General features: G+C 64.0%; 10 protein-coding genes. 8 read left to right on the top strand and 2 right to left on the bottom strand.

From position 1 onward, the window contains the following. The first annotated feature begins 350 nt into the window (after window positions 1-350). The 8 genes from ACMZ6R_RS05350 (at window position 351) to ACMZ6R_RS05315 (ending at window position 22,143) form a co-directional block, all read left to right on the top strand. On the top strand, window positions 351-2,132 hold the full coding sequence (locus ACMZ6R_RS05350) for an ABC transporter ATP-binding protein (protein ID WP_416109854.1): 1,782 nt from the start codon (window positions 351-353) through the stop codon (window positions 2,130-2,132). Further along, window positions 2,126-3,868: an ABC transporter ATP-binding protein gene (locus ACMZ6R_RS05345; RefSeq protein WP_416109853.1), complete on the top strand. Its 1,743-nt coding sequence runs from the start codon at window positions 2,126-2,128 to the stop codon at window positions 3,866-3,868. The genes ACMZ6R_RS05350 and ACMZ6R_RS05345 overlap by 7 nt, the downstream gene beginning before the upstream one ends. 372 nt (window positions 3,869-4,240) lie before the next feature. Beyond that, window positions 4,241-6,298, top strand: coding sequence for a TonB-dependent receptor (locus ACMZ6R_RS05340; protein WP_416109852.1), 2,058 nt, complete (start codon window positions 4,241-4,243; stop codon window positions 6,296-6,298). A 238-nt stretch (window positions 6,299-6,536) separates the two neighbouring features. Continuing rightward, complete coding sequence (locus ACMZ6R_RS05335; RefSeq protein ID WP_416109851.1) at window positions 6,537-13,193, top strand: amino acid adenylation domain-containing protein; 6,657 nt, start codon at window positions 6,537-6,539, stop codon at window positions 13,191-13,193. Beyond that, window positions 13,190-18,712, top strand: coding sequence for an amino acid adenylation domain-containing protein (locus tag ACMZ6R_RS05330; RefSeq protein WP_416109850.1), 5,523 nt, complete (start codon window positions 13,190-13,192; stop codon window positions 18,710-18,712). Before ACMZ6R_RS05335 ends, ACMZ6R_RS05330 begins: the two co-directional genes overlap by 4 nt. Continuing rightward, on the top strand, window positions 18,709-19,842 hold the full coding sequence (locus ACMZ6R_RS05325) for a saccharopine dehydrogenase NADP-binding domain-containing protein (RefSeq protein WP_416109849.1): 1,134 nt from the start codon (window positions 18,709-18,711) through the stop codon (window positions 19,840-19,842). Before ACMZ6R_RS05330 ends, ACMZ6R_RS05325 begins: the two co-directional genes overlap by 4 nt. Continuing rightward, window positions 19,839-20,978, top strand: coding sequence for a Gfo/Idh/MocA family oxidoreductase (locus ACMZ6R_RS05320; RefSeq protein WP_416109848.1), 1,140 nt, complete (start codon window positions 19,839-19,841; stop codon window positions 20,976-20,978). The genes ACMZ6R_RS05325 and ACMZ6R_RS05320 overlap by 4 nt, the downstream gene beginning before the upstream one ends. 106 nt (window positions 20,979-21,084) lie before the next feature. Beyond that, window positions 21,085-22,143: a helix-turn-helix domain-containing protein gene (locus tag ACMZ6R_RS05315; protein WP_416109847.1), complete on the top strand. Its 1,059-nt coding sequence runs from the start codon at window positions 21,085-21,087 to the stop codon at window positions 22,141-22,143. Here ACMZ6R_RS05315 and ACMZ6R_RS05310 read toward each other — a convergent pair. Next, window positions 22,112-22,891, bottom strand: coding sequence for a thioesterase II family protein (locus ACMZ6R_RS05310; RefSeq protein ID WP_416109846.1), 780 nt, complete (start codon window positions 22,889-22,891; stop codon window positions 22,112-22,114). The two genes, ACMZ6R_RS05315 and ACMZ6R_RS05310, sit on opposite strands and share 32 nt — an antisense overlap. Before the next feature lie 20 nt (window positions 22,892-22,911). Beyond that, complete coding sequence (gene ccrA / locus ACMZ6R_RS05305) at window positions 22,912-24,315, bottom strand: crotonyl-CoA carboxylase/reductase (protein WP_416109845.1); 1,404 nt, start codon at window positions 24,313-24,315, stop codon at window positions 22,912-22,914. Window positions 24,316-24,349 lie beyond the last annotated feature (34 nt).

Here is a 24,349-nt window from a genome sequence, read left to right as displayed (position 1 = left end):
TTCTCCCCGGCCCTGGCGAAGACGGGGCGGGCGACCGTCGTTGTTGCCTGTGTTTGCACCACTGGGCGTCTTTTCCGACGTGTGGGAGAGAAAGTCAATAAAATGATAATGGTTATCATTATCCGTCAAAAACAAATCTTCCATCGGTAGCGGCAACCAGACTGTCAGGTACATTCCCTCGGCGCCGGTGCCTGGGCATCGGTCGGACGCGGCGGGCATTGTCGGGAACCAGATATCCGGTCCCGAGTGTGCAAAGCGGCGCCTGCCTCCGGCGCGCCCGCGTTGCCGCAAGGCCCTGTTTCGCCCCGGGCGCCGCAAATGCCACTGCAAGCCCAGGCTGGAGAGAACTGATGATCAAGACCGGACAAACAGTCAAAACAGGCGGCGGCAAGGGATTTCTTCAGGTCGTGAAGAAACAGCGGGCCAGGCTGGCCGGCTCCATTGCGTTCGCCGTGCTGGGCCAGGGCGCCGGGTTGGTGCCGTTTTTCATGATCGCCTCAGTCATCACGCTATTGGCCGCCAGGCCGCTGGGCGCAATTCCTTCCGGGGAGCTCTATCTGCCCCTGATCTACGGCGCCGTGGGCCTGGTGCTCAAGCATGTGTGCATGGCCGTCTCCTCCGGGCTTTCCCATGTGGCCGCCTATGACGTGCTCTACGACTTGCGATTGGCCATTTCCCAAAAACTGCTCCGCCTGCCGCTGGGATACTTCAACGAAAGGACCAGCGGACAGCTGAAAAAAGTCATGAGCGAAGACGTGGAGCAGATGGAGATATTTTTGGCCCACAACCTTCCCGATTGCCTGGGCGCGGTCATGTACATGCTGCTGGCGGCGGTGGCACTTTTTGCGGTGGACTGGCGAATGGCCCTGGCCACTATCGCCTTCGTGCCCCTGGGCTTTGTTTTTATCATGGTCACCATGGGCCGGGGCAAGGAAAAAACGGCCCAGTGGTTCACGCTTGCGGAAAAGCTGAGCCATGCCATCATCGAGTACATCCAGGGCATGCAGGTCATCAAAGCCTTTGGTCACACCACCACGTCCTTCTTGAAATTCTCCGAAACCCTGGAGCAGGGCAACCTCCTGGAAAATGAAACCAGCCGGTGCTGGTACCTGCCCATGGCGGTTTTTGCCGTGTTTCTGACGCTGAACATGCTGTGCATCGTGCCCCTTGGCGCGGTATTGCTCGGTCAAAACGAGATTTCCTTGGGGACATACGTTTTTTTCATCCTCATGGGCATCGGCTTTGGCTCCCCCATGTGGGTGCTGGTGCAGTTCGGCCGGGGCATGGTGTCCAACAGGGAAAGCCAGGTGCGCATCGACGCCATCCTGGAGGCGCCGGACCTGCGTGAAACCGGGGAACGCCGGGCCGCGGGCTGGGACGTGGCCGCCCAAGGGGTGGTCTTCTCCTATGGGAACAACGGCGGCAAGGCTCTGGACGGGATGGATTGTGCCATCCCGGAGCACAGCTTCGTGGCCCTGGTCGGGCCTTCGGGAGCGGGCAAGACGACCCTGGCCCGATTGCTGCCTCGCTTCTGGGATGTCAGCGGCGGGTCCATTCGGCTGGGGGATACGGATATCCGGGACATCAAGCTCGATGACCTCATGGCCCAGTACGGGTTCATTTTTCAAAACGTCTACCTCTACAACGACACGGTGCTGGCCAACCTGCGCATCGGCAATCCCCGGGCCACGGATGAGGAGATCAAAAGCGCCGCCCGGGCCGCCTGTTGCCACGAGTTTATCATGGAACTGCCCCAGGGCTACGACTCGGTCATCGGTGAACGCGGGAGCAGGATTTCCGGCGGGGAACGGCAACGCCTTTCCATTGCCAGGGCGCTGCTGAAAAACGCCCCCATTCTGATTCTGGATGAAGCCACGGCCTTTATTGATCCGGAAAACGAAGTCCTCCTCCAGCAGTCCATCAACCGGCTGGTGGCCAACAAGACCCTGGTGGCCATTGCCCATAGGCTTTCCTCCATCGTGGCGGCGGACCAGATCCTGGTGCTGGACCAGGGGCGGGTGGTGGCCCAGGGCACCCACAAGGAGCTTTTGGCCGAAAGTCATCTCTACAAATCCATGTGGGACGCTCACATGGCCGCCCAGGCCTGGACCCTGGAGGGGGATGCATGCTGACGCTCACTCTGCAGTTGTTGCGCTGGGTTCCGGAAATCAGACGGGAATTTGCCGTGGCGGTCCTGTGCAAGGTCTTGGAATCCGTTTTTTCGGCCGGGCCCTACGTGTTCGCCTTTTTGGTCCTCGACGACCTGCTGGCCCGGACCCTGACCTCCGGCCGCGTTGTCCTGTATGTGCTGGGCATGGCCGTCTGCTACCTGCTGCAGGGGGCGTGCAATTACTGGTTCAACCGTCTCATCTGGCCCACCGCCAACAACATGGTCAAGCGGCTGCGCCTCATGGTGGGGGAACATCTGCGCCATCTGCCCATGAGTTACTTCTCGCGCAACACCACCGGGCGCCTCCATTCCTTGGTGGCCGACGAGATGAAGTTCGTCCAGGCCTTTCTCTATCAGGGCCTGCCCGACGGCATCACCACCCTGGTCTTTGTGGTCCTGGCGCCGCTGGTGCTGGCCTGGATCGACTGGCGGCTGACTCTGGTGACGGTTTCCGTCATCCTTTTGGCCATTCCCTTGTACCTTTGGAGCCGGCGGGTCCTGTCCGAGGACCTGCGGGGGCGATCGGAGTGCCTGGCGGCCGTCAACGACGGGATCGTGCAGTACATCCAGGGCATCGAGGTTTCCAAGGCTTTCGGGATTTCCCAGGACCAGTTCAACGCGTTTGAAAAGACCCTGCGGGATTTCCGTGACGTCAACAAGCGGGCGGTTTTTCGGGGCGGCCTTCCCATCAAGCTGATCTGGATCATCCTGGACCTGGGCATCTGCCTGATCCCGGCCTGCGCCATTGCCTTCATGTACGGCGGCACCTTGTCTCTGACGGTGTTTCTGGTTTTTTTGATCATGGGCTTGCGCATCTATGAGCCGTTCAAGGGCTTTTTTTTGGCCACGGCATTTTTGAAGCTGGCCGAACCGGCCGTGGACAAGCTGCGGCGGCTTTTTGAAACTCCGCCCCTGCCCGTGCCCCGGGTCGGAGCGGCGCCGCAAACGCATGAGATTCGGTTCCGCAATGTCAGCTTCAGCTATGGCGACCGCAACGTGCTGGATGACATCAGCTTCGATGTGCCCGCCCGCTCCGTCACGGCCCTGGTCGGTCCCTCCGGCTCGGGAAAAACGACCATCACCAGGCTTCTCGCCCGGTTCTGGGACGTGGACAGCGGCTCGATCACCATCGGCGGCCGCGACATCCGGGAAATGCGCCAGGAGACGCTGCTTTCCAACATCAGCATGGTGTTTCAGGACGTCTACCTCTTTCACGACACCATCTACCGGAATATCGCCTATGGGGCGCCCGCTCCGACCAGGGAACAGGTGGAGGCGGCGGCCAAGGCCGCGCACTGCCACGATTTTATCATGCGCCTTCCCAAAGGCTACGACACCATGGTCGGCGAGGGCGGGGCAACGCTTTCCGGAGGGGAAAAACAACGCGTTTCCATTGCCCGCGCCATTCTCAAGGATGCGCCCATCATCTTGCTGGACGAGGCCACGGCCTCGGTGGACCCGGAAAACGAGGCCCTGATTCAAAACGGAATCAATGCCCTGGTGGAATCCAAAACCCTGATCATCATCGCCCACCGGCTTTCGTCGATCACGGCGGCGAATCATATCCTGGTCCTCAACAGGCAGGGAACCATCGAGGAGTCCGGCACCCACCGGGAGCTGCTGGAGCGGGGGGGGCTTTACGCCACGCTCTGGAAGAGCCGCAGCCAAGGCAAGCAATGGGCCCTCAACCATCGGTGACCGCATGGTGGCTGCTGGTGGGGCGCGGCACCCTTTCCCGGGGGGGGCCTGGCGGTTGTCCATGATAATGAAATTCATTATCCATCAAAAAAGCAGCCTGGATCGTTAGCGGGAAATGTTTTGTGCCTCTATTTTTTGAAACATCGCATGAAATGCTCGTTTTTGATGCGGCAGGCGACGGGGAAAAACGCTCGCATGCATCGGCGCAAGGCTTGAAGCCAAATGACGAGGGCAGGCATGCATTGAAGGAGGAAAGCGTTTTTTGGGGCCAGCCGAAGACGGCATATATGGCGTGGCTACGGCATATGCGCTGCCGGGGAATGCGCGACACAAAGGCGCATTGCAACAATAAACACGGGAGAGGTTAGTCGTATGCGTTCAGGCAACGGGGGGAAAACCGGGTTTGCCGCCGGAACCATCATGGTGCTGCTTGCGGTTTTTCTGGCCGGCGTGGCCGGGGCCCAGCAGGAGGAGGAAAAACGCAGGACCACGGTGCTTGAGCCCGTGACGGTCACCGCCCAGAAACAGGAGGAAACCGAGCAGGAAACGCCGGTCGCCATGACCGTGTTCAGCGACACGGCCCTGGAAGACCGGATGGTGGAAAGCCTGCCGGACCTGACGCACTTCGTGCCCAACATGGCGTCGTTTCAGACGAACGCCCTTGGCGAGAACGTCGTCACCATGCGCGGCATCACGGCTTCGCCCATCTCGCGCAACACTTCCATCGCCATGTACATCGACGGCGCGCCCGTGCTTTCCTCCTTCGGGTACGCCTCGGGCCTGCTCAACGTGGAGCGCGTCGAGGTGCTGCGCGGTCCCCAGGGCACGCTATGGGGGAAAAGCACCCAGTCCGGCGTGGTCAGCATCGTCACGGCCAAGCCCACCAACCAGTTCAAGGGCAAGGTCATCAGCGAGGGCGGCCTGCTGCTGTCCTCCACGGACTCGGGCAGCAGCAGGCTGACGGGGCTGGCGAGCATGGCCCTGAGCGGTCCCGTGGTCAAGGACAAGCTCTTTTTTTCCGTGGCGGGCAGGGCCGATCACAAGAACGGCTTCATCGGCAATCCCGTCACCAGCCGGCCCGAGTGTGAGCCCACCAACTTCTACGGTGACGGCAAGCTCCGCTGGACGCCGACCGAGGATTTGGACGTGGGCTTCACCTACTCCCGCGAAGCCCTGCGCCTTAAGGGGACCCGCTTCAACACCGCCGACGCCGCGGATCGGATCGTCGCCTCCAACCTGGTCAGCTGGCAGAACGCCGACATCGACCTGCAGGCGCTCAACATCGGCTACACCATCAACGACAACCTCAAGCTGACCTCCATTTCGGCCCGGCGCAACGGGAAGCTCCGCGGCGAACTCGACCTGGACTACTCCGATGTGACCTACGCCCATCCGGCGATAGACAGTGAAAAGACGACCCTGTCCGAGGAGCTGAGGCTCAACGGCACCTACGGCGCCTGGGACTGGCTGCTCGGCGGCTATCTCGATTGGGACAAGCTCGACTACAATTACAGGATAAATTCCATCTATACCGACTACCAAACCAGGCTGAGCACCAAGCTGCAGGGCAATTGCTACGCCGCGTTTGCCCACGTCGGCTATAAAATCACCCCCGATCTGAAGCTTCTTGGCGGATTGCGGTATGAATACCAGGTGTTGAAATTCGACAGCAGCATCCTTTCCGGCCAGCAGAGCGACGGCTGGACCAATCTGTCCCCCAAGTTCGGCCTGGAGTACAATTTCACCCCGGAGATCATGGGCTATGCCACCGTGGCCCAGGGCTACCGTCCGGGCGGGTTCAACCAGAGTTCCACCAATCCCAAGTACTACAAGTATGATCCAGAAACCCTGTGGTCCTATGAAATCGGCTTCAAAAACACCCTGTTCGACAAGAGGCTCATGGCCAATATCGCCTTTTTCTACATGGATATCTCCAACGCCCAGGTTGAGGAGAGCGTTTCCCAGACCGAGTCCTATCTCACCAACGCGGGTCGGGCCAGGTCCATGGGCGTGGAACTCGATATGACGGCCGTGGTCACGGAAGGGCTCACCCTAAACGGCGGGTTCGGCTATACCGACGCGCAATTCACCAGTTTTTCGGACAGCGCCGGCGACTACAAAGGCAACAAGCTGCCGTACGCCCCGGAGTACACCGTCAACATCGGCGCGCAGTACCGGGCCCAGAACGGGTTCTATGTACGCGGCGACGTGGTGGGCTACGGCAATACCTATTTCGACAAGAAAAACACCGGATACCGCGATCCCTACGCCCTGGTCAACGCCAAGATCGGCTTCGAGAGGGATCGGTACGACATTTATGTCTACGGCAAGAACATTTTCGACTGCCGGCACGACATCAAAAAGTGGAACGGAATGGACGTCTACAGCGATCCCGGCGAAATGGGCGTGCAGGTGGTCTTCCGCTTCTGACGTGAAAAACATGGCGTGACCGCTTCGCGGTTGTCGGGCTCGCAAGGGGAGGCCCGGGCGAGGGGTTGCCGGCAGCGTCGGCATGATCCCTTGCCGGGTCTCCCCGGCCTGCCGCTCGCCATCCATTCCATGGACCATTTTATGGCCGGGGCTCGGGAGACGGGCCGTCCGCGCAACAATAGTCGCCATGATGCAAAAAAATGCTGCCGGTGCGGCACCTCCCTTTGCTCCGGAGGCCGTGTACGCCAAAATACAGACCCTGCTGCCGACGCCTGTCGCCCTGGCCGAGTCCGACAACCTGTTGGAATTCGGTCTGGATTCCCTGAAGATCATGCGGCTTGCCAACGAATGGCGCCGTGCCGGAGCTCCCGTCACCTTTGCCAGGCTCATGGAGCGTCCCTGTCTGCGGGATTGGCTCGCCCTGCTGCGGCAACCCGGGGACTCGCCGTCCCCGGGGGCCGTGGAAGCGGCCTGTCCGGAAGACGAGGCGGCCGCTTTTCCCCTGACCGATGTGCAGTATGCCTACTGGATCGGGCGCAGGGATGGCCAGACTCTGGGCGGCGTGGGCTGCCACGCCTATCTGGAATTCGATGGCCGGGACATTGACCCGCGGCGTCTGGAAACGGCCTGGAAGCGCCTGTTTCGACATCATCCCATGCTGCGGGCGCGATTTCTGGCGGACGGGACCCAGACGATTGGCGAGACCGCCCATGGCGACACCGTGGTCGTGCATGACCTGCGGCAGGCGGACCGGGAAATTGTGGAAAGCCATCTGGTGGGACTGCGCGAGCGGTTGTCCCATCGCCGACTGGCCGTGGAGGACGGGGAGGTGGCCGGCCTCTCCCTAACCCTGCTGCCCCAGGGGCGGGCGCGTCTGCACCTCGATGTGGATCTGCTGGTGGCCGATGTCCAAAGCCTGCATATCCTGCTGCGCGACTTGGCCGCCGGCTATGCCCGGGATGCCGCACCCCAGGCTCCGGTGGACTGGAGCTTTTCCCGCTGTCTGGCCCGCATGGTTGCCCAGCGGCAGGGGGATCGCGAAGCGGCCGCCAGCTACTGGCGCAACCGCCTGGACACGCTGCCCGGCGCGCCCGGCCTGCCCCTGCGCCAAAAGCCGGAGGCCCTGGACGTGCCCGTGTTTCGACGCCGGCAGCACCGGCTCGATCCCCGGGTCTGGCAGGTGATCCGCTCCCGGGCGGCGGCCTACCGGACCACGCCGGCCATGGTGCTTTTGACCATGTATGCCCAGGTGCTGGGATGTTGGAGCGCCCAGCCACGTTTTCTCATCAATATCCCCCTGTTTGATCGGTTGGCCGATATGCCGGGCATCGAGGACGTGGTGGCGGACTTTACCACGGTCCTGTTGCTGGAAGTCGCTTGCCGCGCCGGTGATTCTTTTTTGGATGCTCTTAATGATATTAAGAATCAATTTCGAAACGATGTGGCCCACGCCGTCTATTCCGGCGTGCAGGTCCAGCGCGATCTGGCCCGGATGCGCCAGGGAGAGCGCCTGCTGGCACCGGTGGTTTTCGCCTGCAACCTGGGGACGCCGCTTTTGACGCAGGAGTTTCGGGAGCATCTGGGGGAGCTTTCCTTCATGGTGTCCCAGACGCCCCAGGTCTGGCTGGATTTTCAGATTTACGAGACCGATGACACGCTGCTTTTGGCCTGGGACGCGGTGGAGGGGCTGTTTCCGGAAGGGATGGTGGACGCCATGTTCGCCGCCTCTGTGCGCTTGGCCCAGTGGCTGGCCCGGGATGGCAACGACTGGACGACCATGCCGTCGTTGCTGCCGGTGGACCAGGAAAAGCGGCGGGCCAGGGGGCTGGTCCCCGCCGTGTCCCGCCAGTCGCGTTGCCTGCACCTGTCCTTTTTCGCCCAGGCCGCCAGGACGCCCAAGCGCATCGCCCTGGTGGAGGGCGACGCCGGACCGGGTCTCGGTTACGGCGCATTGGCCTCCACCGCCTTGGGCGTCGCCGCTGCCCTCAAGGACAGCGGGGTGACGCCCGGGGAACCGGTGGCCGTGGTGCTGCCGCGTGGCACGGCGCAAATCACCGCGGTGCTCGGCATTCTCGCCGCCGGGGCCTTTTACGTGCCCATCGGCACGGGCCAGCCGGCCTTGCGCCGGGACCGCATCCTGCAAAAGGCCGCCGTCCGCTTCGTGATCACGGACGCCGTCCGGGGCCAGGTCCCTTGGCCGGACGGCACGGTGGTCCTGGACGTGGCCCAGGCAATCGGCCGGGAGCCGCTACCCGCCCCTGTGGCCGTCGCCCCAGGCGAGACGGCCTATGTGATTTTCACCTCGGGTTCCACTGGCGAACCCAAGGGCGTTGAGGTGAGCCATGCCGCCGCCTGGAATACCATCAAGGCCATAAACACGATCTACGGCGTGCGCGATACCGACAGGGCGCTTGCCGTGTCCGCCCTGGATTTCGATCTTTCCGTGTACGACATCTTCGGGTTGCTGGCCGTGGGCGGTTCCTTGGTGCTGCTCGACGACGCTTCGCACCGGGACGCGGCCCGCTGGCTGTCCCTGATCGAGGCCCATGGCATCACCCTGTGGAACTCCGTGCCCACCCTGCTGGAGATGCTGCTGGTGGCGGCCGAGGGGCAAGGCCGCCGGGACCTGCCCTTGCGTCAGACCCTGCTCTCGGGGGATTGGATCGGCCTGGATCTGCCCCAGCGGCTTCAAAACGTGGCGCCGGGTTGCCGGCTGGCGGCCCTGGGCGGCGCCACCGAAGCCGCCATCTGGTCCAACCACTGCGATGTGACCCTGCCCTTGCCCGGGCATTGGATTTCCATTCCCTATGGCCGGCCCCTGCCCAGCCAGGTCTACCGCGTGGTGGACACCCTGGGCCGGGATTGCCCGGACTGGGTGCCGGGCGAACTGTGGATCGGCGGGGCCGGGGTGGCCAAGGGCTACCGGGGGAGTCCGGAACTGACGGCGCAACGCTTTGTGGAAGCGGGCGGGCTGCGCTGGTATCGCACCGGGGACCAGGGGCGGTTCTGGCCCGACGGCACCATCGAATTTTTGGGACGCCAGGACTTTCAGGTCAAGATACGCGGCCACCGCATCGAGTTGGGCGAAATCGAAGCCGCCTTGCTGCGCCATTCCGAAGTGGGGAGCGCCGTGGTGACCGTGGTGGAAGGGGACAAGGGGAGCAGGCATCTGGCCGGACATGTCGTGCCGGCAGCGCCCGTGGGGCGCGGTCCGGCCGGAGACGGCCTGGAGCGCAAGCTGACGGATCATCTGGTCGGGCAACTGCCCGACTTCATGGTGCCTCGCATCTGGAACATTCTGCCGGCACTGCCCCTTACAGCCAACGGCAAGGTGGATCGCAAGGCGCTTGCCGCCCTGGTCGCCGGCAGTGCGGACGAGGCGCCCGGGTTCGCGGCTCCGGAAACCGAAACCGAAAAACGCCTGGCCGCCATCTGGGCCTCGGTGCTGGGAACCGGGCCGGTGGGGCGGCATGACAGCTTTTTCGAACTGGGGGGCGATTCCCTGGTGGGAACCCGGCTGGTGGCCGCCGTGCATCGGGACATGCACTGGCAGCTGCCCCTGGAAAAGCTCTTTGCCACGCCCACCGTGGCCGAACTGGCCGCCGGCATGGACGCCGTTTCTGGTCCGGACTCGGAGGCCGGCTCCGATGCCGCCGGGCTGCCGGCCATCGTGCCGGACCCCGCCAGTCTGCATGCGCCTTTTCCTCTGACCGAGATCCAGCACGCCTATTGGGTGGGCCGGAACCGCGAGCTGGAATTGGGCAATGTGGCCGCCCTGTTTTATTATGAGCTGGACTGCGCGCACCTGGACCTCGCGGCCCTTGGCCGCGCCTGGGCCAGGGTCGTGGCCAGGCATGCCATGCTCCGGGCGGTCATCCTGCCCGACGGCAGCCAGCGCATTCTGGAAACCGTGCCCGACGCTACCTTCCCCACTGCGGATCTCTCGGGCCTGTCCCCCCAGGCGCGCCAGGCCGCCTTGGAGGCGGTCCGCCGGGACATGTCCACCCGGATGCTGCCCGCGGACCGCTGGCCCTTGTTCGATATCCGGGTGTCCCTGCTCGGCGGCGGAAAACAGCGCCTGCATGTGGGCTTCGACTGCCTGATCGTGGATGCCTGGAGCCTGTCCCTGCTCATGCGGGACTGGCATCGGTTCTACGCGGAGGGGGACGCCTCCCTGCCCGAGGTGCCACTTTCCTTTCGCGATTACGTGCTGGCCGCCCAGGCGCTGCCCCAAACCGCCCGGTACGAGCGCGACCGGGACTACTGGCTCAACCGCCTCGACACCCTGCCGCCGGCCCCGGATCTTCCTCTGGCCAAGGCCCCGTCCGACATCGAGACGCCCCGGTTCCGGCGGCGCGGCTTCACCCTGGGCAAAACCGCCTGGGATGCCCTCAAACGGCGGGCCAGGGCCCATGAAATCACGGCATCCGGGGTGCTGGCGGCGGTCTATGCCGAAGTGCTCGGGCAGTGGAGTCGCAACCAGGCGTTTACCATCAACCTGACCCTGTTTAACCGGTTGCCCATGCATGCCCAGGTGGAGGACATCGTGGGCGACTTCACCTCCCTGACCCTGCTGGCCGTGGAAAACGACCACGAGGAGACGTTTCTGGCCCGGGCCGTCCACAAGCAGCGGCAACTTCTGCGGGACCTCGATCACCGGAGCTACAACGGCGTGCTGGCATTGCGGGAGATTGCCCGTCGGCGCGGCGAGTTCAGCCGCGCCGCCATGCCGGTGGTGTTCACCAGCGCTCTGGGCATGGGCTCCCTGGGCAACGATGCCGGGTTCGGCCTGTTCGGCACCATGGGCTACAGTGTTTCCCAGACCCCCCAGGTCTGGCTGGATTGCCAGGCCTACGAGAGCGACGGCGAGGCCGTGCTCACCTGGGACGCGGTGGACGGGCTTTTCCCGGAAGGCATGATCGACGACATGTTCCAGGGGTTTTGCGCCTTGCTCGTCCGTCTGGCCGAAGACGACCGGGCCTGGCACGCGCCCGTGCCGTCGCTTGCGCCTGAGGCGCATCTTCGCCGTCGCCGGGCCGTCAACGCCACGGACGTGCCCGTGTCCCAGGCCTTGCTCCACACCCTGGTCCAGGAACAGGCACAGGCCCGGCCGGACGCGCTCGCCGTGGTGGCCCCGGACAGATGTTTACGCCATGGCGAACTTGGGGCCTACGCCGCCACCCTGGGGCATCTGCTGCGGGCAAGGGGCGCCAAGCCCGGGGAGCTGGTGGCGGTGGTCATGGACAAGGGCTGGGAGCAGGTGGCCGGAGTGCTGGGGGTTCTCGGCGCCGGCGCGGCTTACCTGCCGCTTGATCCGGCGCTGCCGTCCAAACGGATGCGCCATCTGCTGGCTGACGCCCGGGTACGCGTCGTGCTGACCCAGACCTGGCTCATGGGCCGCATCCAGTGGCCCGAGGGCGTGGAACTCGTGGCCGTGGATACCCTGGTGCCACGGGAAACGACCCCGCCCAAGCCGGTCCAGTCTCCCGAGGATTTGGCCTATGTCATCTACACCTCCGGGTCCACGGGACAGCCCAAAGGGGTCATGATCGACCATCGCGGCGCGGGCAACACCATCCTGGACATCAATTCCCGGTTTGCCGTGGGGCCAAGCGACCGGGTGCTGGCCCTGTCCAACCTGCACTTCGATCTGTCGGTGTACGACATGTTCGGCATCCTGGCCGCGGGTGGGGCCATTGTCCTGCCTCGGGCCGACCTGGCCAGGGACCCCGCCCACTGGGCGGCGCTTATGCGCGAGCATGGGGTCACGCTGTGGAACTCGGTGCCCATGATGTTGCAGATGCTGGTGGAGTCCGCCGCGGGCCGGGCGGAGGGGGCCTTGGCTTCCCTTCGGGCCGTGCTCTTAAGCGGCGACTGGATCCCCCTGGACCTGCCCGGGGCCGTCAGGGCGCTTGCCCCGGGCCTTCGCGTCTCGGGCCTGGGCGGGGCCACCGAAGCCTCCATCTGGTCCAACATCTTCGATGTGGACGCACTCGCTCCGTACTGGAAAAGCATTCCCTACGGCAAACCCCTGGCCAACCAGCGCTACCATGTCCTGGACCAGGCGTTTCGGGACAGGCCCGACTGGGTGCCGGGCAACCTGTACATCGCGGGGGTCGGCCTGGCCCGGGGCTACTGGGGTGATGGCCCTAAAACGGACGCGGCCTTTGTCACCCATCCGGTCACTGGCGAGCGCCTGTACCGCACCGGCGATCTGGGGCGCTATCTGCCCGACGGCAATATCGAGTTCCTGGGCCGGGAAGACACCCAGGTCAAGGTGGGCGGTCATCGCATAGAGCTTGGCGAGATCGAGGCCGTGCTGGAACGCAACGGCCTTGTCCAACGGGCAGTGGCCCTGACCACGGGAGCCCCGGCCGTTCTGGTCGCCGCTGCGGTCGTGGCGCCGGACCGGCTCGAGGACCCCGGGATCGAAGAGGAACTGGCGCGTTTTCTCGGGGAGCATTTGCCCGAGTATATGATCCCCGGGAAAATCATGCCCCTTGCCGCCTTGCCGCTCAATGACAACGGCAAGGTGGACCGCAAGGCCCTGGCCACGGCCCTGGAAGGCCACCGGCCCCGGCAGCGGGCCAGCGAGCCCGAATCCCCGTCCGGCGAATTGGAACGGCGGCTGGCCGCCATCTGGATGGAGCATCTGGGACTCGGCAACATCTCGCGCCACGACGACTTCTTCCATCTCGGGGGCGACAGTCTCAAGGCAACCAGGATCATACGGCAGCTGCATGCCTTGGAGCTTGTCCCCGAGGACGTATCCTTGCGGGCCTTTTTCGCGGCCCCGACCATCGCCCGTTTTGCCGACCAGCTCCTTTCCTTGGACCGGAGGGTGGCGTCGGCTCGAGCCCCGCAAAACAACCATTTTGAGGAAGGTGCTTTGTGACAGCTCTTGAGATAATTCATAAATATGAAGCGTTGGGTGTGAAGCTGTGGGTTCGGTCCGGCCGGCTGCACTTCAAGGCGCCTTCCGAAACCCTCAACGAGGAACATTTGACCGAGTTGCGGGGCATCAAGGAGGATTTGATCGCCTACCTTGAGTCCGTGGAGGATGTGGCCCTGACGCCTGACCCAACGCACCGCCATGAGCCGTTTCCGGTGACGGACGTGCAGGCGGCCTATCTCGTGGGGCGCACGGACGACTACGCCTTTGGCGGGGTGGGCTGCCACGGCTATGTGGAACTCAGCATGCCGCAACTGGACCCCAGGCGACTGGAAAAAGCGTGGCATGCCGTGATCGCGCGCCACGACATGTTGCGGGCGGTGGTCCACAAGGACGGTTTCCAGCAAGTCCTGCCGGATGTCACCCCGCCGGCCCTGGCCGTGCATGACCTGCGCGGGCTCGATCCGATGCCCAAGCAGCGGCAACGTGAAGCCATCCGTGGGGAGCTTGCGGCCAAGCAGTATGTCCCGGACGAGTGGCCGCTGTGCGAACTGGCCCTGTCCCTGACGGACGCGGGGAGCATCCTGCACTGCTCCATCGACATGCTCATCGCCGACTTCGTGAGCGTGGATATCCTGTTTTCGGAGCTGGACCACTTGTATCATACTCCCGAGCGCCCTCTTCCGGAGCCGGAAATCACCTTCAGGGACGTGGTCCTGTTCCAACGAAGGCAGCGGGAACTGCCGTCCTTTGCCGCGCGCCGGGAGCAGGACCGTCAGTATTGGCTGGACAGGCTGGAAACCATGCCCGAGGGGCCGGAACTCCCGGTGCTGGGCGGTGGGTCGGGTGCTCGGGAGATTTCCTTTACCCGCCATGAACTCAGCCTGGGCCGCAAAGCCTGGCAGACCTTCCGGGAGCAGGCCCAGGCACATCGGCTCACCCCGTCCTGCGCCGTGTTGGCCATCTTTGCCGAGGTCATGGGCCGCTGGGCAAGACAGCCTTCCTTCTGCCTCGCCATCACCCTGCTCGACCGTCCGGCCCTGCATCCGGGCATGGACGGCATCATCGGGGATTTCACGGCGGTCAATCTCCTTGAGGCCCACACCGGCGGCGACCGGCCCTTTGCCGCTCGCGCCCGGGAGAGTCAGGATCGTCTGTGGCAGGACATGGAGCACGCGACGTTTTCCGGCATCGAGGTTCTGCGCGAGCTTGGCCGCCGTCGCGAGACCCGGGCGGTCTACCCCGTGGTGTTCACCAGCATGCTGGGCCTGGGGAAGGAAAGCCGTCTGGACGGCGACTTCATGCGCGACGCCCAGCTTGTCTACAGCATCAGCCAGACCCCCCAGGTCTGGCTGGATTGCCAGGTCAGCGAGCGGCAAGGGGAACTGCGCCTCAACTGGGATGTCCGCGACGGGGTTTTCCCGCCGGGCATGGTCAAGGATGCCTTCTCGGCTTTTGAAACCCTGCTCGGGCGGCTGGCCCGGGAGCCGGAGGCGTGGGAGGAGCCGTCGCCTCTGGAACTGTCTTTTCGCGTGCAGGCTCTTCGCCAGGCTGTCAATGATACCGGCGCGCCTCTGCCCGAGGGGCTGCTCCAGGACGGATTCCTGCGCACCGTGGACCAGGCTCCGGACAGCACCGCCTTGATCTGCCAGGGACAGCGGCATTCCTATGGGGACCTGGCCGGACAGGCCGAGGCGGTGCGGCGCGCTCTTGTGGAAGCCGGGTGCGGCCCGGACGACATCGTGGCCGTGATGCAGCCCAAAAGCGCCCTGCAAGTGGCCTCCGTGCTCGGCGTGCTCTGCGCCGGCGCGGCCTATCTGCCCATGGACATGAAGGAGCCCGCGGCGCGGCGAAACGCCATCATGCAAAACGCCCGGGTGCGTCTGGCCCTGGTGCAGGGCGAGGTCTCGGATTGGCCTGAGGCCGTGCGTTCCCTGGACGTCGCTTCCCTGGAACCCGGCCAGGCGGCGCTTCTCCGCTCCTGGCCCAAGGACCCGGCCGATCTGGCCTATGTCATCTACACCTCGGGCACCACCGGCACCCCCAAGGGCGTGATGCTGGAGCATGGGGCGGTGCTTAACACCGTGGCCGATATCAACAGCCGCTTTCAGGTCACCCAACGGGACGTGCTGCTTGGCGTGGCCAATCTGAACTTCGATCTTTCCGTCTATGATATCTTCGGGATCTTCGCCGCGGGCGGCGTGCTCGTGCTGCCCGACGAGGACAGGCGAAGCGACCCGGGGCATTGGGCATGGCTTGTCCGCGAGCATGGGGTGACCCTGTGGAACTCCGTGCCGGCCCAGATGCACATGCTGCTGACCTCCCTGGCGGGCGAAGCGCCCCTGAAGCGGGCTTTGGGCTTGCGCCTGGCCATGCTTTCCGGGGATTGGATTCCGTCCGCGCTGCCCCCCGCCTTGCGCGCTGCCTTCCCGGACATCACGGTCATGAGCCTTGGCGGGGCCACCGAGGCCGCCATCTGGTCCATCGGCTATGAAGTGCCCCGGGACATGGAGGAGGGTGTTGCCATTCCCTACGGGGCGCCCCTGGCCAACCAGTGGTTGCATGTGCTCGACAGCCGGTTGCGGCCGTGTCCCGATTGGACGGTGGGGCATCTCTACATCGGCGGCGCCGGCCTGGCGCGGGGCTATCTGAACGACGCCCAGCGCACCAGGGAGCGGTTCATCGTGCATCCCCAAAGCGGCGAGCGTCTCTACCATACCGGCGACCTGGGCCGGTACCGTCCAGACGGGGTCATCGAATTCTTGGGACGCGACGATACCCAGGTGAAGATTCGCGGACACCGCATCGAACTGGGCGAAGTGGAAAGCGTGCTTGGGAGTCATCCGGCGGTGCGCGCCGCTGTGGCCCTGATCACCGGGGAGACGCCCCAGCGCTATAAGCTGGCCGCGTTTGTGGAGCCCTGCCGCCAGGTCGAAGGCACCCTGCCTGAGGAGGTCGAGATCCTCGGCTATGTGTGCGCTGCGGCGGGTGACGCAGCCATTGCCCGGGTGGACCGGAAGCTGCTTGGCCGCTGGATGGAGTTGGCGAACCGGACGGCGTTGCTGGGCATGGTCGGGACCTTGCGCGGGCTGGGTTTTTTTGCGGACAAGGCCGCCAGGCACAGTCTTGAGGACATCATGACGGCCGGCCGGGTGCATCCTCGCATGCGCCGCTTGCTGTCCCGCTGGCTCGCCGTGCTGTGCGACCAGCGATTGCTGGTCCTGGAGGCGGATTCGGGCCTCTACAAGCTGGCGGCAACGCCTCCGGAGGCGCGGGAGTTGCCGCTTTGCTGGGACGAACTGCAGCGCGTGGAAAACGAGCTGCACTACGGGCAAAAGCTGTTGGACTATCTGCGGCTTTCCAGTGACCACCTGCCCGCCCTGCTCCAGGGACGGACCGATCCCCTGGATTTGCTGTTCCCCCGGGGCAGCCTTGATACGGCGCTTTCCGCCTATAACGACAACTTGGTCAGCCGTTGTTTGAACAACATCATCAGAGAGGCGCTGCTCACCCTGGCGAACGCCCGCAAGGAGACGCCGGACCGGCCGTTGCGGGTGCTGGAAATCGGCGCTGGCGTCGGCGGCACCACGCGCGCCCTGATCGAAGACCTGGACGGCAAGCCCGTGACCTATCGGTTCACCGACGTGTCCACCTTTTTTCTCAATGAGGCCCGGGAACGATTCGTCCGCTATCCCTGGGTCGATTATGGCTTGTTCGACATCAACAAACCGTACTGGGAGCAGGGGGTGGCCGCGGGCGCGTTCGACGTCATTGTCTGCGCCAATGTACTGCACAATTCCAACCATGCGCCCACGGTGCTCGCCGTCCTCAAGGAACTTGCCGCTCCCGGCGGCATCCTGATGGTTATCGAGGCCATCGGGAACCAGTATTCGCTGTTGACCTCCATGGAGTTCAAGGAGGGATTGACCGGATTTGCCGACGTGCGGGCCGAAACGGGACAGACGTTTTTCACCCGGGAGCAGTGGCTGGAGATGTTCTCGGCCGTGGGCGCCGACCTGCTGTGCCAGTATCCCGGGCCCGAGGACCGGCTGGCCGCCATGGGACAGGTCGCGTTTGTCACGCGTTTTCCCCGGCGACATCGGGCGGTTTCGGCCGGGGAACTCGCCTCGTTCGCCCGGGAGCGCCTTCCCCGGTACATGGTCCCCGCCCATATCGAGGTGTTGCCTGCCATGCCCCTGTCCGCCAATGGCAAGGTGGACAGAATGGCCCTGGCACAACGCGTAGGCGCCAGGAAAGAGGAGGCCGCCCCGCGCCTCGGCCAAGCACCCCACGAGGGCCTGGAGCAACGCGTGGCCGCCATATGGACCGCTGCCCTGAACCGGGGCGACATCGGCCGCAAGGAGGATTTTTTCGCGGCGGGCGGCGATTCCCTGCTCATCGCCCAGGTGGTGGCCAAGATGCGTGAAACCCTGGCCGAGGCCCGGCAGTGGGAGTGGGAGCGGCTCATGCGCGCGGTGCTGCAGGAGCCCACCGTGGCCGCGGTGGCCCAAAAGCTGGTCGCGGGCGCCTGCGTTGCCGCCTCCGACGACGCAGAGGGGAAGGCCGGCCCTGTCTCGCCCCTGGTCATTCTGGCTCCCGGCAGTGACAAGGACAGCCCCTTGACGGTGTTCTTCCACACCGGCAACGGGAACCTGGCGCCGTATCGGCATCTGCTGCCTCACTTCATCGACGGGCCGGCCAGGGAGAGGACCATCGCCGGGCTCAGCGTCGCCGACATCGACGCCTTCCTGGCCATCCCCCAGGACCGGATCATCGAGGAACTGGGGCGGCGGTATGCCCAAAGCCTCATGGCGTCCGGCGCGGGCCGGTTCGAACTTGTCGGCTATTGCAGCGGCGGGCTCATCGCCCTGGAAACGGCGCGGGTGCTGCTGGAGTCCGGCAAGGACCTCGCCCCCCTGGTCATCGTGAGCAGCGGGCCGTTTCGGTATCAGGTGCGCGACGAGATGCTGATGGAGCGCGCCTTTGGCCGCCTGTTCGGGGCCGATGTGGTCAAGGCCGGACATTATCCCGACGAGGCCCGGCTGGGCGAAGCCATCAACCGGAACCTCGACGCCCGTGGCGATGTCATCGAGGCCGGCTTCCTGGAATCCCTCGACGGGGAGTACGCCGCCATGGGCCAATGCTATGGGGCTCTGGCCCGGAAAAACCAGGAGCAGCGCCTGGCGGCCATCGCGGCGGCCCTGCCCAATGCGGACGCCGCCTCCTCTGGGTACCAGTTGGGCGTGACCCGGTTGCTCTACGAGGTGTTCAAGCACACCTTCGGCGCCGTGGCCCGGTACGAGCCCATGCCCGTGGCCCATGACATCCGGCTGTTTCATGCCAAGGATACGAGCCTGCACGCCATTCCCGGCGTGTCATCGGATATCAGGGCGTTTTGGCGGGAAGTGGCCATAGGCGGTTTGGAGATCATCGAGGTGGAAGGCAACCACATGTCCTGCATGCAGCCACCCCATGTCGCGGGCGTGGCCAAGGCGCTGCTCGGCGGGGAGGGACAGGCATGACCGCGCCTCACGGCATAGGCATTCTCGGGTATGGGGGCATGGTGGGCCGTGTGGCCTGCGACGTGCTGCGGAGGCTGGGGCCGGTCCGTGGCGGCCAGCGCAGGGTCGACCCGGATCAGGATAGCGGTGCAGGGTTTGAGGCCGTACGCGTCGATCTCCACGATCGGGCGTCCCTGGACCGGTTTTGTCAGGGATGTGCGGTGGTGCTCAATTGCGCCGGACCGTCCTACCGTATCGGCGATGTCGTGGCCATGGCCGCCTTGGAGGCCGGGGCCGCCTATGTGGACGCCTTTGGCGGAGACGTGTTGGAGCGAAAGCTGCTGACGGGTCCGGCCGGGGAGCAAGGCCTGTTCGTGCTCGGGGCCGGGGTGTTTCCGGGGGTGTCCGGGGTGCTGCCCCGTTGGCTTTTTTCCCAGGGCTTCGACATGGTGGAATCCATGTCCGGCCATGCCGGAGGCCGGGAGTATTGTTCGTGGGGAGCCGGAGCGGATGTGCTCCTCAGTGCCGTGGCCGGGTTCGGCACGCCCGATGCCATCTGGCGGCAGGGGCGGGTGGTGCGGCAACAACCGGACAGGTCCGGCCCCGTATCCGTTCCCGGTTTCAGGGACGGTGTTTTCGTCCAGCCCTTCATCAACAGGGAAACCATCCTGCTGGCCCGGCAATCCGGGCTGGACGAGGCCCGCTGGCATACGGTGATGGCCGACGAGGTGACCATGGCCGCCCTGTCCGGCGGCTGCTCACGCCTCATCGAGTCCGGGCCGGAGGTCCTTGACGCAGCTGTGGGGGAACTGGTGCGTGCGGCGAGCTTGGCCATGGCCGGTCGCCATTCCTGGTACGCCATGACGGTGGAAGTCCGGGGCAGGCGCCAAGGCCGGGCGGTGGCCAAACGGGCCATGCTCAAAAGCTCCGACAGCTATACGATCAGCGGGATCATGGCGGCTGCCGTGGCCCGGCATATCCTGGAAGACCGGCCGGACAACGGCGTTCACTGGGCTTTTGCCGTGCTCGATCCGGACAGCATGGTGGAGCGTCTCCGCGCTGTCCCAGTGGTGGAGTCGCTCACCGTCGTGGACATTGCCCCGGATCTGGAATCGAAATCGGGTGTTTCCCTGGAGGCGGGCGTATTATGACGTCGCAAAACAGCCGGTTGCGTGTTGTCGTGTGCGGAACGACCTTTGGCCGGGTGTACCTCAAGGGCATTGCCCGCCTGGCCGGCGATTTCGAACTGGTCGGCATCCTGGCGCGCGGCAGCGACCAGGCCCGGGATTGCGCCCGGCGCTATGGCGTCCCTTGCTACACGACGGTTGCGGCCTTGCCTTTCGGCAAGATCGACATGGCCTGCGTGGTGGTGCGCTCGGCCGTGGTGGGTGGCCCGGGGACAGCCCTGGCCTTGGAACTGCTGCGCCATGGCGTCCATGTGCTCCAGGAGCATCCCGTGCATCACGACGATCTGGTTCGCTGCCTCAAGGCGGCCCAGGGGGCCGGTTGTCGGTACGCCCTCAACGGCTTTTATCCGGACCTGCCGTCGGTGCGCGGTTTCATCGCGGCGGCCAGGCAGGCCTTGGCAAGAAGCCGGGCAGTGTATGTCGACGCCGCCTGCGGCATCAACGTCCTCTATCCGCTGGTGGATATCCTCGGCCGGGTCCTGGGAGGACTCCGGCCCTGGACCTTCTCGGCCCCTCTTGACGCTGGGGCCGACGATCCCCTGACCTCCTTGACCGGGCGGCTGGGAGGGGTTCCCCTGCGCCTGGGCATTCAGAACACCATTGCCCCCGAGGACCCGGACAATTCCGGACTGCTGCTGCACAGGATCGTCCTGTGCACGGAAAACGGCACCCTCATGTTGCCGGAGACCCATGGACCGGTGTTGTGGAGTCCACGGCTGTATGTGGAGCGCGACAAGAACGGTGTGCTCGATATGTTCGGCGCTTCATCGTACCTGGACTTGCCTGCCACGGAAATGCTTTGTCCCTTCAAGGAACGTGCATACGGAGATGTTTTGGGCGAAGTGTGGACAGATGCCATCAAAAGGGCTCTTTTGCGGTTCAAGTCGGAGATGGTCCTAGGCGTTGATGCCATGCGGCATGGCCAATACTGCTTGACTGCCTGTCGTGTTTGGCAGGAATTGGGGCAGAGGCTTGGCCTGACCAGGACGGTGGGGGTGCGGCCTCCCACGCCCGAGCGGCTGCAACGAAACGGCTTTTTCGATACGGTGTCTGGGGCCGCTGGACGTGCCGACGTCGCGAATCATCGAACGACAGCATGATCGTAGGAAATGAGCCCGCAGTGTCTAAACGTTTGCGGACACGGCGCGGGAAAGGCGCGAGCGCAGGGCGCCTATCGAATTGCCGGCAATCAATGAGCGCAGGAAAATGGAAAAGGACACGAAGAGAATGAGCGCGGAGGAACTATTTGGAAGTTTCTCCACTTTGCACAATATACAGGACGCCGAGGTCGGCTATGAATATCACTGGCGTTGGCCCAGGGAAATCGGAGTCGGCTCTCTTTCCATGATAAAGTTTCGCCCAGGATTGCTGTTGGCCGTGGGCAATTATCATCTTTCCAGGGAGACGGAGGTGGATTTTTCCCTGGAAAATCCCTTCTGGGTGCTGGCGTTCAACGTGGCCAAAGATCCGGAGAAGGCAACATTCGATCAGAACGGATGCAACTGGAACTATGAACCGGGGCAAAGCGCTATTTTTTACCAGCCGCAATGGAAAGGTACCGCCAAGTTGCCTGTGCGCGCCCATGTGGGAACGGTTACGGTTTATATCACGCCGGAGCTGCTCAGGACGTTCATGGATTGTCACCGACGGTCGTTTTTGCCTTGCACCCATCCGATATTTAACAAGGATTGCAACCAGTTCTACTCACAGCCTTTAGAGATGACCACCAACATCAATACGGTCATCAATCAGATTCTGAATTGTCCCTACCAGGGAGCCATGAACCGGCTTTATCTTGAAAGCAAGACCTTGGAGCTTTTGACCTACAGCCTGTCGCAGTTTTTCAGCCCTGAGGCCATTTGGAAAAAGAAAAATAATTGCAGCGACGAGGAGGTCAAGCAGATCCACCGTGCCAAGGAACTCATCGGGCAGGATTTGCAAACCCCCCCCCGGCTCCAGGAACTGGCCAGGGTGGTCGGGTTGTCGCACACCAAGCTCAACCAGTGCTTCCGTGAGATGTTCGGCACCACCATCTTCGGGTATCTGCGGGAGTTGCGTCTCAACAGGGCCAAGAGTCTGCTGGACAACGGCTGCATGAACGTCACGGAAGTCGCGTATGCCGTGGGCTATTCGAGTCTGAGCCATTTTGCCAAGTCCTTCAAGGCCCACCACGGGATGGCACCGGGATCATACATGCACAAGGCCTGCTGCAAGTCGGGCCGGAGCTGCCCGGTCATATCAGGTAGAGAAGAGCTGTTTCGTTGATGTGGCGCAACAGCATGTCGTGATCCGTGTGCAGAAAATAGTGCCCTCCGGGGAACATGATCTTGGTGAAGCTTGCGGTGGTGTAGTTTTCCCATGCCGCCACGGCCGTGGGCGCCACCAGCTCGTCGTGGGCGCCCCCGAAGACGGTCATGGGAATGGGCAGGGGGGCGCGGCCGGAGGCCAGCGGTAACGACTCCATAAGCGCCAGGTCGGCCCGGAGGATGGGCAGGATCAGACGCATCATTTCCTCGGAAAGCAGGACCTGGTCCGGGATTCCCTTGGACGTGCCCAGGACGAGTTTCAGGAACTGATCGTCGGGCAGCCTGTGGTAGCATCGTCCGGTCCGCGCGTGCTCCTCGAACATCCGGGGAATCGGGGTGCCGGAAATAAACAGGTGGACCGGTTCGACCAAGTGTCGCTCGCCCAGGTGGCGGGCCAGCTCGAAGGCGATGATCCCTCCCATGCTGTGGCCGAAAAAGGCGAAGGGGATATCGGAGCCGTCTTCCACGCAGGCAAGCAGGGAATCCAGCAGGCCTTCCATGTCCGTGGCCAGGGGGTCGTTGATCCGGTTCTCCCGGCCCGGCAACTGGACCGGGCAGACTTCGATCCCGTCGGAGACGTCTTCCTGCCAGTGGCGGTAAATGGAGGCCCCGGACCCGCCGTAGGGGAAGCAGAACAGCCGCAAGAGCGGATCGTCTCCGCCTTCCGCGCCCATGAGCCAGGGCATGTCCTTGTATTGTCTTTTCATATGCGATCTCGACAAGAAGCCTAGGCCGCCGCGTTGCGGCGGTGTCGCTTGGCCGCAACCGTCAGGGGCGTCTCTCTGAAGACATTGATGCGTTCTTCCCCGACCTGCTCGCGCAGTTCCCTGTCCCGGATGCCGAGCCCTTCCTGGGGGGCGAGGCACAGCAAACCGATTTTTCCCACGTGGCTTCTGTTGTGCAGCTTGTACACGGCTTCCTTGGCATCGGTGAAGGGATAGACCGTTGACAGCACCGGGGTGATGCTGCCCTTGCAGGCGAGCCGGATGGTGTCCATGGCCTCCATGTAGTTGGCGCCGTGGGAGCCGATGATGGATTTCACGGTCTGCCAAAGATAGCGGTTGTCGTAGACGTGCTCGTAACCCGAGGTGGAGCCGCAGGTGACGATCTTGCCGCCGACTTTGGCCACACCCACGCTGGCCGCAAAGGTGGCGCGGCCCGTGTGCTCGAAGACGATGTCCGCGTCCTCACCGCCGGTGAGCCGGCGAATCCTGACTTTGAGCCGCTGGATGTCCCGAAGGGCCACGCTGCCGTCGTCCTTGAGGAAATTGCCTTCTCCCTTGTGGTGGTCAAGGACGATGACCGCCGAGCAGCCCAGCCTGCGCACCATTTCGGCTTTCCAGTCGCTGGAGACGATGGCGATGGGAAAACCGCCGCCATTGAGCGCCATTTGGAGGGCGAACGCGCCCAGGCCGCCGGAAGCGCCCCAAATGAGGATGTTGTCCCCCTGTTTCATGCGGGCGCCCCGCTCGGAGACCAGCATCCGATAGGTGGTGCTGGCCGTCAGGGCCATGGACGCGGCTTCCTCCCAGGTCAGGTGCTCGGGCTTGGGCAAAAGCTGGTTTTGGCGCACGACGGTGAAATCGGCGAAGGCGCCGAAGTTGGTCTCGAATCCCCAGGCCCGCAGCTTCGGGTTGCGCAGGGAGTCAGCGTAGTTTTCGGGCGCTTCCGGGTCCACCACGGCGCCGTAGATGGTGACCCGGTCGCCCGGTTCCCATCGCGTGACAGCCTCCCCGGTCCGGATCACCACGCCGGAGGCGTCGCTGCCCATAATGTGGTAATCCTGATTGTGGTGCCGGTTGTACTTGTTCATGCGAGCGAAGTCGGCCAGATAGGTGAACCCAGGAGCTGGTTCGAAAATGGAGGTCCACACGGTGTTGTAGTTGACGGCCGCGGCCATGACGGCCACGAGCACGTCGTTGGGCCCCAGTGGCGGCAAGGGGACTTCATCGATCTGCAGCGATTTTCTGGGGTCCTTGTCCTTAAAGGCCAGGCCCTGAAACATATCCACGTCGCACCGCCGGACCTGCACGGCGGTCATGCTTTCCGGCAGCCGGGCATGGGCGAAATCCTCGGTGGTGGTCTTTTCGGACTCGATGCATTCAAGGATGGCTCGCAGTTCTTCTTTCATGAGAAGACCTCCTCTTCTCTGTTCGCCCGTTTGG

The sequence above is a fragment of the Solidesulfovibrio sp. C21 genome (assembly GCF_047785625.1).
In the GTDB taxonomy this organism is placed as follows: Bacteria; Desulfobacterota; Desulfovibrionia; order Desulfovibrionales; family Desulfovibrionaceae; genus Solidesulfovibrio.
Note: the sequence above shows the minus strand (reverse complement) of the source record. Positions and strands in the feature narration are given on the sequence as shown.